General features: G+C 70.4%; 11 protein-coding genes. 2 read left to right on the forward strand and 9 right to left on the reverse strand.

What is annotated here, in order from left to right:
• The first annotated feature begins 30 nt into the window (after window positions 1–30).
• On the forward strand, window positions 31–642 hold the full coding sequence (locus ABD298_RS17575; protein WP_344301113.1) for a TetR/AcrR family transcriptional regulator: 612 nt from the start codon (window positions 31–33) through the stop codon (window positions 640–642).
• A 110-nt stretch (window positions 643–752) separates the two neighbouring features.
• Here the strand turns inward: ABD298_RS17575 and ABD298_RS17580 are convergent, their stop codons facing one another.
• From ABD298_RS17580 to ABD298_RS17600, 5 genes are all read right to left on the reverse strand, one after another.
• Window positions 753–2357 (reverse strand): 4-hydroxyphenylacetate 3-hydroxylase family protein, encoded by a 1605-nt coding sequence (locus tag ABD298_RS17580; protein WP_344301114.1) that lies wholly within the window; start codon window positions 2355–2357, stop codon window positions 753–755.
• A gap of 106 nt (window positions 2358–2463) precedes the next feature.
• Window positions 2464–3021: a flavin reductase family protein gene (locus ABD298_RS17585; RefSeq protein ID WP_344301116.1), complete on the reverse strand. Its 558-nt coding sequence runs from the start codon at window positions 3019–3021 to the stop codon at window positions 2464–2466.
• 197 nt (window positions 3022–3218) lie between these two features.
• The gene (locus ABD298_RS17590) at window positions 3219–4154 is read right to left on the reverse strand and encodes an AraC family transcriptional regulator (protein ID WP_344301117.1); all 936 of its coding nucleotides are present in this window, start codon (window positions 4152–4154) and stop codon (window positions 3219–3221) included.
• A gap of 227 nt (window positions 4155–4381) precedes the next feature.
• Window positions 4382–4555: a hypothetical protein gene (locus ABD298_RS17595; RefSeq protein ID WP_344301119.1), complete on the reverse strand. Its 174-nt coding sequence runs from the start codon at window positions 4553–4555 to the stop codon at window positions 4382–4384.
• Window positions 4537–4902, reverse strand: a complete 366-nt coding sequence (locus ABD298_RS17600) for a flavin reductase family protein (RefSeq protein WP_344301120.1) — start codon at window positions 4900–4902, stop codon at window positions 4537–4539. The genes ABD298_RS17595 and ABD298_RS17600 overlap by 19 nt, the downstream gene beginning before the upstream one ends.
• A gap of 210 nt (window positions 4903–5112) precedes the next feature.
• Here ABD298_RS17600 and ABD298_RS17605 point away from each other — a divergent pair, with 210 nt between their 5' ends.
• On the forward strand, window positions 5113–6240 hold the full coding sequence (locus tag ABD298_RS17605) for an AI-2E family transporter (RefSeq protein WP_344301121.1): 1128 nt from the start codon (window positions 5113–5115) through the stop codon (window positions 6238–6240).
• Here ABD298_RS17605 and catC read toward each other — a convergent pair.
• The 4 genes from catC to ABD298_RS17625 all read right to left on the reverse strand — a co-directional run bounded on the left by catC (window position 6203) and on the right by ABD298_RS17625 (window position 9338).
• Window positions 6203–6481, reverse strand: a complete 279-nt coding sequence (gene catC / locus ABD298_RS17610) for a muconolactone Delta-isomerase (protein ID WP_208710708.1) — start codon at window positions 6479–6481, stop codon at window positions 6203–6205. The genes ABD298_RS17605 and catC overlap by 38 nt on opposite strands.
• Window positions 6482–6491: 10 nt before the next feature.
• Window positions 6492–7595, reverse strand: a complete 1104-nt coding sequence (locus tag ABD298_RS17615) for a mandelate racemase/muconate lactonizing enzyme family protein (protein ID WP_344301122.1) — start codon at window positions 7593–7595, stop codon at window positions 6492–6494.
• Window positions 7585–8550 carry a LysR substrate-binding domain-containing protein gene (locus ABD298_RS17620; protein WP_344301123.1) on the reverse strand — a complete coding sequence of 322 codons (966 nt, stop codon included), beginning with the start codon at window positions 8548–8550 and terminating at the stop codon, window positions 7585–7587. The genes ABD298_RS17615 and ABD298_RS17620 overlap by 11 nt, the downstream gene beginning before the upstream one ends.
• Window positions 8551–8705: 155 nt before the next feature.
• Window positions 8706–9338: a phosphatase PAP2 family protein gene (locus tag ABD298_RS17625; protein ID WP_344301124.1), complete on the reverse strand. Its 633-nt coding sequence runs from the start codon at window positions 9336–9338 to the stop codon at window positions 8706–8708.
• Window positions 9339–9351: the final 13 nt, after the last annotated feature.

Below are 9351 nucleotides of genomic sequence, written 5' to 3' on the forward strand. Positions count from 1 at the left end.
TGTCGGCGTTGTACAGCATACAATTCCAGCATGGGTTCGGTCGAAGTCTCGTCACATCGCTACGCGCCTGTGCCCCCACGGGGCCGCGGGGCCAGGACGCGCCGGCGCATCATCCAGGCGGCCGCAGGGCTGTTCGCCGCGCGCCCGGCCGATGCCGTCACGGTGAGCGAGATCGCCGGTGCGGCGGGGGTGTACCCGAACCAGATCACCTACCACTTCGGCTCCAAGGACTCCCTGTTCATCCACGCCGCGTTCGCGCTCATGCTCCGCGACGCCGGGCGGATCGAGGGCGCGGGCTCGCGCATGACGACGGCGGCCGCCTTCCGGCGGGCGATCGCGCGGACGGTGCTCGTCACGCCGTCCCTGCCCGTGGTGATCAACGCCCTCGCCGTGGCGCGCGCGAAGCCCCAGCTCGGCGCCGTCGTCAAGGGGCACCTGAGCCTTCTGTTCCGGATGTCCGAGCGCTACCTCGAGCGCAGCCTGGACCTGCGCGGATGGCGGATCGAACGGTCCTCACGGCAGGAGGTGCGCACGTTCTGGGCTGCCGCGTTCGGCGCGATCCTCATCGCCCAGTCCGGCTATCCCGGCACCCAGGCGGACCTCGACCTCGCGGGGACGCTCACCATCCGGGAGCGGGAGTGACTCGAAGACCCGCTCCTGACCCCCAGAAGGTGACCCCCAGAAGGTGACCCCCAGAGCCCGTCTGGGGGTCACGTCCTGAGGGTCACCTCCTGAGGGTCACCTGCCGCCGGTCAGCGCCGGTTGAGGAAGATGCTCACGTCGTCGTTGTTGATGAGGTCGGGCACGGTCCAGCCGTCGAGGTCGTACTCGGCGAGGCACTGGTCCGCGAACCCCTTCATCGACGCGACCGTGCCGTTGCCCTCGGCGACCATGAGGGTCTCGAGCTTGACGCCCTCGTGGTTGCCCGCGTAGTTGCGCTCGTAGAGCTCGTGGCGGCCGCCGAACTCGGTGCCGATCGCGTCCCAGAGCAGCTTCATGAGCTTGACCCGGTCCACGGCTGTCACCCCCTCGGAGCCGCGGATGTACTTGTCGAGGTACGGGCGGATCTCGGGGGTCTTGAAGTCCAGCGCGGACGAGTTGAGGTAGATGAGGCCGGAGGCGACGTCCTGCTCGATGATCTCCTTGATGCGCGGGTACCCGGTCGACATGAACACCCGGTACGCCATGGCGTAGTCGACCTTGGGCAGAACCGTCCCGTTGGGGCCCGGATCCGGGTTGAGCGCCATGCCGTCCGCGAGCGCGTAGAACATGTTGCGCCAGGCGATGACCTCGCCGGCGCGAGTCTGCACGCCCCAGAAGTCCTTGGTTCCCGTGATCTCGAGGGCCTTAAGCAGGAGGCCGGCTATGAAGTCCAGCTTCACGGCCAGGCGGATCACGCCCTGGAACGAGAAGCGGTTGAGGAAGCCGGTGGCGGGGGTGAAGTTGTTCATCTTGTCGATGTCGCCGTAGGAGAACACGTTCTCCCAGGGGACGAGGACGTTGTCGAAGACGAACACGGCGTCGTTCTCATCCAGGCGCGACGAGAGCGGGTAGTCGAACGGTGTGCCCATCACGGCGGCCTGGTGCGAGTAGGAGGCCCGCGAGATGAGCTTCACCCCCGGCGAGTCCATGGGCACGGTGCAGATCAGCGCGAACTCCTTCCGCTTGATCGGCAGGCCGTAGTGGGCGATGAAGTTGTACTGCGTGATCGCCGAGCCCGTGGCCACGACCTTCGCACCCGAGACGACGAGCCCGGCGTCGGTCTCCTTCTGGACCTTCATGAACACGTCCCCGGCCTGCTCCGGCGGCAGGTGCCGGTCCACGGGCGGGTTCACGATCGCGTAGTTCCAGTAGAGGACCTTCTCCTGCGACTCCCTGTACCAGCGGTCCGCATTGTCCTGGTAGGGCTCGTAGTACTCAGGCATGCCGCCGAGGGTGCCGAGGAAGGAGCCCTTGTAGTCGGGAGAGCGGCCGAGCCACCCGTAGGACATCCGCGCCCACGTCTCGATCGCGGTGCGGGAGGCCTTCAGGTCGTCGATGCTGCGGGCGGCCTTGAAGAAGGGGTGTGTGAGGCCCCCCGAGCCGGTGTCCGTGGGCACGAGCAGCTTGCTCGCCGTGGCCTCGTCGTGGAAGCCGTCGTACAGGCGGGCGACCATTCGCACCGAGTTGCGGAAGGCCGGGTGGGTCGTGACGTCCTTGACCCGCTCGCCGTAGATCCAGACCTCGCGCCCGTCGCGGAGGGACTCGATGTACTCGTCTCCGGTCTGCGGCTTGAGGGGGTTGGCGGGCGTCGTGCGCTCGCTCATGTCGGGAACGGCGTGCGGGGCGGCGGTGGGCGTGTCGAGGATCTCGGTCATGGCTGGCTCCTTTCGATGGCCGACGGCGGCGCTGCCGCGGCGTGGGTGGGCGGGTGCGGTGTCTTGGGGCTACTGGCGTCTGCGGGGGAGGAGGAGCGGGAGGCGCCTACAGGACGGCGAGCGCGGGGACGAACGAGGACTGGGCAGCGTGGCCGTCGGCGCAGTAGTCCCACGGCGCGCCGCCGACGAGGCCGCCGAGGTGGTGGAACTTGCCGCCGAAGAACAGGAGGGGCGCGGCGGGGGTGATCTCGAGCGCGACGACCTCGCCGACGACGATGAGGTGGTCGCCGCCGTCGTATACGGCCCACGGGCGGCACTCCAGGGTCGCGGCGTTGCCGGCGAGGACCGGGACTCCGGTGGAGCTCTGCCCCCAGGCGGGGCCGTCCCTCATCGGCCTGCCCGCGAAGTGCAGGCACGTGTCCTGCTGGGCGGTGCCCATGATGTTGATCGCGAACGGCCGCTGGGCCACGAACCCGGACAGCTTGGACTCGCGCATGAGCGTGACCTGGGCCAGCGGCGGGTCGAGGGAGACTGCGGTGAAGGCGCTCACGGTCGCACCATGGGCCTCGCCGACGTCATTGCGGGTCGTGACGACTGTGACGCCTGTGCCGAAGCGCCCGAAGGCGTGCCGCAGGTCGCGCGGGTCGATGGGTGGGGTGGTCATAGGGTGATCTCCTCGTGTGCGGGCCGGCAGCGTCGCCGGCACGTCCTTTCCCCGGTGACGACGAGTGTTCCAGCTCACATCCGCTCTGCGAGGTCCTGCACTGGAGGATGTCCGGGGAGTGCAAGAACGTGTCCGAGGACTGCAAATCGCGCGGCTGGCCGACTCGGGCGGGCGCGACCGCGCGGCGGCACGGCCCGTCAGTCGGGCAGGATCAGGGTGTCGGCACCGCCGCGCCGGGCGGCCAGCGGCGTCATGCCGAAGCGTGCCTTGAAGACGCGGGCGAAGTAGGCCTGCGAGGAGAAGCCGCATCTGGCGGCGACGGCCGCGATCGGCGTCGTCCGCTCGCCCTCGTCGGCGAGGAGGGACCGTGCCCGCTCGAGGCGCCGGCGCAGGACGTACGCGCCCGGCGGTTCCGCCTCTTCGGCGAACACGCGTGTGAGGTGCCGTTCGCTGATGCCCACGGCGTCGGCGACCCGCGCCGGGCACAGGTCAGGGTCCGCGAGGTGCTCCTCGATGAAGCAGCGGGCCGACGCGAGGTAGCCCAGGGGTGTCCCGGCGCCCCTGCCTGCGACGAGGAGGCGCAGCAGTTCGAGGGAAGATGCCTCGACTGCCCGGGCGTCCAGCGGCGCGGCGGCCGGTGCACCGCCGGCTGTGCCCGTGGCGAGGGCCTCCCGGACGAGCCTCGCGAGCGCGAGCATGTGGCGGTTGGAGGGACCGGCGTCGTGGAAGTCGACGACAACCGGCTTGGTGAGCGGCCTCCCGCCGGACAGGGCGAGGTATTCCTCGCGCGGGATCGTCAGGACCATTTCCTCGACGCCCCGGTGGAAGCCGCGCATGAAGGGCCGGTCGGCGTCGTAGATGACGGCCTGGCCCGGCCTCAGCGTCTCGAAGCCGCCCGGGTAGTAGAAGAACGCCTCGCCGGCGAGCGCGAAGAACACGCCGATGACGTCCATCGGATGCCGGCGGATGAACCGCTCGTTCCGCTCGATGACCTGGGCGCTCCCCCGCACCTGGGCGAGCTTGATCGAGGGGAAGTGCAGGTTGATCTCCGCCGCCGCGAGCGGCGAGTCGTCCATCGTCCGGATGTCGAGGGCGATGAGCGCCTTCGCATTGTGGATCGACCAGAGCTCCACCCGGTTCGCCGTGGGGATGCCCTCGGTCGAGAACGCGAGCGTGCGCGCCGGGCTCGGCCCCCCGGTTGCGGCCGCGGAAGTCGTCGTCGGTCATCAGCTCCTCGGCGTCGTGCATGCACCCTGCGGATTGCTGTGAGCGGCGTCACTGCCGCTGGAATGGACCGACTGTACGGGAGAGCGCCTTGGCGGCCGCGGCCCCGCTTCCGCTGAGTTGAAACGACCTAGGTTCAGCCGCCGCAGTCCGGGCACCACCAGCCCGCCCAGGCTGCGGACTCCAGCCCGTGCTCGTGGGGACGCACGACGCCGGCGCTCGGCGTGCCGCTGCCGTCAAGCCGCCCGCTGGGGGCGCCCGGCACCGGCGAGGAGGCGGGGCGGGCAAGGGTCAGGAGGGTGAAGAGCATGGCTGGTCCTTTCGGCAGGAGACGACCTCGCCGACGGCGATCACGTGGTCGCCGCCGTCGTAGACGTTCCAGGGGCTGCAGGTCAGGGTCATCTCGGTCCCGGACGCATCGGGGACGTCGACGGTGAAGGGCGCGTCGCCCACGCACTGGGCGGCGGCGGAGCTGCGGGGCAGCGTGACGAGAGCCAGGGGCGGGTCGAGTGAGACGAGCGTGAAGGCTCCGGCCCCGCATCGGTGCGCGGCGCCGTCGTACGCTTCCGCGGTGACGATGGCCCCAGAGGAGGGCCGCGCCAGCGCCATGGCGCCGAGGCCGGGGCTCTGTGGTCCGGAACTGGTCTCGGTGCTCATGGCGACTCCTTCGTCCTTCCCTGTGATCCATCTCACCGGGTGATGCTTCCACGGTAGGACGGGGTATTGAGCCGAGGGAAATACTGATTTCGGCGCCATTGAGACCCCTCGGGTCTCATCGGGACGGCCTCAGCCAGCGCTGGCAGACCAATCGCTGGCAGACCAGCGGTACGCTGGGCTGGCTCGCCGACGACTTGGAATGAGGGCACCATGTCCGAACCGCCCGCCACTCCCCCGCGCAGGCAGGTCGCCGACCTCTGGTCCGACGGCCTCGGCCGTGCGGGCACCCGCTCGGTGCAGGCCCTCGCGGTCGGCGCCCTCATATGGGCGGTGGTCTGGGTCCTGCTGAGGATCCCGCTCGTGGTCATCCCCGTGGTCATCGCCGCGATCCTCGCGTGCGCGATCGCCCCGCTCGTGCGCTGGCTGCACGCCCACGGGTGGCCGCGGGCCCTGGCCGTGCTGAGCTCCTTCGTGGCGATCCTGGCGGTCTTCGGCGGGATCATCACCGGCATCGTGTTCCTCGTCCGCGCCCAAGCCCACGAGCTGGCGGAACGGTTCACGGCCGGCCTCGAGCAGCTCCACAGCTTCCTCAACACCGGGCCCGCGCGCATCAGCGACGAGCAGATCGCCCAGGCGCGCGACTCCATCCAGCACTTCTTCACGTCCGGGAGCATCGGGGCCGAGGCCCTCACCGGGGCCCGCACGGCCGGCGAGATCGTCACCTCGCTCATCCTCATGGCCGTGATCCTGTTCTTCTTCCTCAAAGACGGCCGCCAGATCCTCGAATTCCTCCTATGGTTCATGCCGCCCTCGCACCGGGACAGGGCCCGGCTCGCAGCGAACCGGAGCGCGCTCGTGCTCGGCGGCTACGTCCGGGGCACCGTGATGGTCGCCGCCGCGGACGCGGTCATCGTCGGCATCGGACTGCAGGTCCTGGGGGTGCCCCTGGCGCTGCCCCTGGCCGTGTTCGTCTTCATCGGAGGGTTCATCCCCATCCTGGGCGCGACCCTCGCGGGGTTCGTCGCCGTGGGCATCGCCCTGATCTCCAACGGGCCGGTGGTGGCACTCGTCGCGCTGATCGTGGTCCTGGCCGCGAACCAGATCGAGCACCACCTGCTCCAGCCGCTTCTCATGGGCCGGGTGCTCTCGATCCACGGCCTCGCGATCCTCCTCGCACTCGCGTCCGGGACGGTCCTGGCCGGGATCATCGGGGCGCTGCTGGCGGTTCCTGTCACCGCCGTCGCGTGGACGGTCATCAAGACCTGGACTGGCCGCGGCGAGAGCGCCGACGGCCCGCCGCTCAGCGGATCGAGTTGGGATGCTTCGCCAGCGGAGTGACCTTGATCTTCATGTACGGGTACATGGGGAAGCCGCTCAGGATCGTGTGGAGCTCGTCGTTGGACTCGACGTCGAACAGCGAATGGTTGGCGTACTCCCCCACGATCCGCCAGATGCCGGCCATCTTCCCCGAACGCTGGAGGCCTGCCGAGTACTCCTTCTCGCGGGCCTGGAAGTCCGCGACCTGCTCGGGGGTCAGGTGGGGCGGGAACGTCACGTCCATGCGTGCCATGAACAGCATGTGGTCCTCCTCAGGAATCCTGGCGGAAGCGGGCGAGCTTGCCCTCGTCGATCTCGGCGCCCACGCCGGGCACCTCGCGGGCGCGGATGACGCCGTCGCGGATCTCGAGCGGTTCGGCGAGGAGGTCATCGGACATGTCCAGGAAGTTGGACAGTTCCCCCGCACGGCGCTGGCTGGCCTCGTGCGCCGCGCCGAACGTGACGGTAGCGAGGGACCCGATCTGCGTGTCGATCTGGTTGCCCATGGTCACGTCCACGCCGAGGCCGGTGCACAGCCCGAGGATCTCGCCTGCCTTCGTGAACCCGCTGCGGGCCGTCTTGATGCAGATGGCGTTGCACCCGCCGGAGAGGAGCTCGCGCGAGACGTCGCCGGGGGTCGGCACGGACTCGTCTCCCACGATCGGGATCGTCGAGTGCTGCACGAGGCGGCGGCGGCTCAGCGCCTCTGACGCGTCGCACGGCTCCTCGAGCGCGGTCAGCCCCATGCCCTCGGTGCGGCGCAGCACCTCCATCGCCTCGTTGGCGGTCCAGCCGCGGTTCGCGTCGAGGTAGATCTCGACGTCGTCGCCGAGGCCCTCGCGCAGCACGCGGACGGCCTCCACATCGAGGCCGAGCGGGCGGCGGCCGGTCTTGAGCTTGAAGGTCGTCACGCCGTACTGCTCGCGGAACCGCTGGGCCTCCTCGAGCAGCTCGTGGGCCGGGCGGAAGCCGAGCATGTGGGAGACGCGCATGCCGTCCGCGTAGCCGCCGAGGAGCTTGTGGACCGGGACGCCGAGGGACTTGCCGATGAGGTCCCACAGCGCGATGTCCACGGCGCCCTTGGCGGTGTCGTTGTGGACCGTGCGGCCCATGACGCGCTGGGCCTTCTCGCGGTCGAGCGGGTCCAGCCCCGTCAGCTGCGGCGCGAAGAGGTCCCGGACCACCGCGACGATCGAGGCCTGCGTCTCGCCGTAGGTGTAGGGCCGCGGCGGGGTGTCGGCGATGCCCACGAGCCCGTCGTCGGTGTGGATCCGCAGGAGCACGTGCTCGGCATCGTGGACCTCCCCGCTCGCGAACTTCAGCGGGTGGGTGTAGGGGATCGAGTACGGGATCGCCTCGATGCGCTCAATCTTCACGGGTGGGCTCCTTCACGGGCAGGGTGCGCACGACGGCGGGTGGCTGGGCCGCGCGGGGTGCGGCGGCGCCGTCGTGCGCGGGTGCGGACACGGTGTCGAAGAGGGCGAGGAAGCGGCGGACGAGGGGCGTCTGGGCGCCGCGCCGCCAGGCGACCGCCAGGTCCACCGGCGGGGCGTTGCGCACGGGCCGGAAGACGATGCCCTGGAACGCGAACCGGCGGGTGGTCATGGGCACGAGCGCGAGGCCCATCCCGGCGGCGACGAGCGCGAGGAGGGTCGAGGTCTCGGCGGCCTCCTGGACGACGCGGGGCGTGAAGCCCTCGCGGTGGCACGCCTCACGGAAGATCCGGGTCACGACGGACTGGGCGGGGTACCCCACGAACGACTCGCCCGCGAGGTCGGCGAGGTCGAGCTGGGAACGCTCCGCCCACGGGGAGTCGGCAGGGAGCGCGGCGACGAGGCGGTCCTGGTCGAGGAAGGCGAGGTCCACCTCCGGCGAGTCGACCGGAGGGCGGAGGACGGCCACGTCGAGCCTGCCCTCCTCGAGGTCGGCCACCATCTGCGGCGTGAGCATCTCGCCGTGGACGCTGAGCTTGAGGCCGGGCAGCTCGCGGCGGGCCTTCTGCACGAGCGGCGGAAGCAGCCGGTAGGTGGCCGAGCCGGAGAAGCCGACGCGGAGCACGCCCGCCGCACCGGCACCCACCTGCGCGACATCCGACTCGAGCTCCTCGAGGTCCTGCAGGATGCGGCGGCCGCGCTCGAGGAGGAGCTCGCCGGCGGGGGTCAGCTCGACCTTGCGGGTGGTGCGCTCGAACAGGGGCGTGCCGAGCTGCTCCTCGAGCTGCTTGATCTGCTGGGACAGCGGCGGCTGGGCCATGTGCAGGCGCTGGGCCGCGCGGCCGAAGTGCCGCTCCTCGGCGACCGCGACGAAGTACCTCAGGTGTCGCGTCTCCATGGCCCCCTCGCCTGCTCTCGTCACGGGTGTCCGGTCCGGCAGAGGCCGGTGTCTTCCAGCGTAGGACCACGGATTAGGTTGCGGAAATATCTATCCCGCCATTATTGATAGCTTTCCAGTATCAGAAGGGCGATGACCGCATGATCGCGTGACAGTCAGCCCGCGCCGAGGAGGAGCCACCACAGCCCGACGATCACCACCGGACCCACGAGGGCGCCCGCCACGACCTGCCCGAGGGTATGCGCCCCGAGGGCCACGCGGGACCACCCGACTAGGGGCACAAGCAGGAAGAGCGGCCACCAGTCCGGGCCGAGCAGCATCACCGCCGCCGTGGTCGAGGAGGCGATCGCGGAGGCGTGGCCGCTCACCTTCCACCACAGGCTCACGACGGCGAGGAAGGCGATCCCGGCGACGATCGCCACGGTCATCGCGAGGACCGACGCCGGGGCGCCGAGGACCGCGAGGACAGCCAGTCCCGCGAGCACGCATCCGACCGCCATCGCAAGGACCGGTGCGCGCTGGGTGCGCTGGCTGACGTGGTGGTCGGTGACGCGTCCGGCCTTGACCAGGGCCAGGAGGATTCCGAACGGGAGCACGCAGGTGAAGAGGGCCGCGATGGCCCCGTACCACCACGTCTCCGGCCAGCCCGGGCTAGCGGCGGGGCTCACGATGAGCTGGACCGCGATCGTGAACGGCGGCTGGAACACCTCGCTGAGCACGCGCGCGACGGCGGTGCGCGGCGTCTGGGGCGGTGGCGCCGCCTGCGCGGGCCGGGACCTGCTCAGCATCCTCCCAGTCTTC

The organism is Sinomonas flava, assembly GCF_039531875.1.
Lineage (GTDB): Bacteria > Actinomycetota > Actinomycetes > Actinomycetales > Micrococcaceae > Sinomonas > Sinomonas flava.

Excerpts from the sequence above, each read along its gene's own strand:
- ABD298_RS17580 (WP_344301114.1), bottom strand. The coding sequence starts at position 2,357 with ATGACCGAGATCCTCGACACGCCCACCGCCGCCCCGCACGCCGTTCCC.
- ABD298_RS17595 (WP_344301119.1), bottom strand. The coding sequence starts at position 4,555 with ATGCTCTTCACCCTCCTGACCCTTGCCCGCCCCGCCTCCTCGCCGGTG.
- catC (WP_208710708.1), bottom strand. The coding sequence starts at position 6,481 with ATGCTGTTCATGGCACGCATGGACGTGACGTTCCCGCCCCACCTGACC.
- ABD298_RS17585 (WP_344301116.1), bottom strand. The coding sequence starts at position 3,021 with ATGACCACCCCACCCATCGACCCGCGCGACCTGCGGCACGCCTTCGGG.
- ABD298_RS17620 (WP_344301123.1), bottom strand. The coding sequence starts at position 8,550 with ATGGAGACGCGACACCTGAGGTACTTCGTCGCGGTCGCCGAGGAGCGG.
- ABD298_RS17600 (WP_344301120.1), bottom strand. The coding sequence starts at position 4,902 with ATGAGCACCGAGACCAGTTCCGGACCACAGAGCCCCGGCCTCGGCGCC.
- ABD298_RS17605 (WP_344301121.1), top strand. The coding sequence starts at position 5,113 with ATGTCCGAACCGCCCGCCACTCCCCCGCGCAGGCAGGTCGCCGACCTC.
- ABD298_RS17575 (WP_344301113.1), top strand. The coding sequence starts at position 31 with ATGGGTTCGGTCGAAGTCTCGTCACATCGCTACGCGCCTGTGCCCCCA.
- ABD298_RS17625 (WP_344301124.1), bottom strand. The coding sequence starts at position 9,338 with ATGCTGAGCAGGTCCCGGCCCGCGCAGGCGGCGCCACCGCCCCAGACG.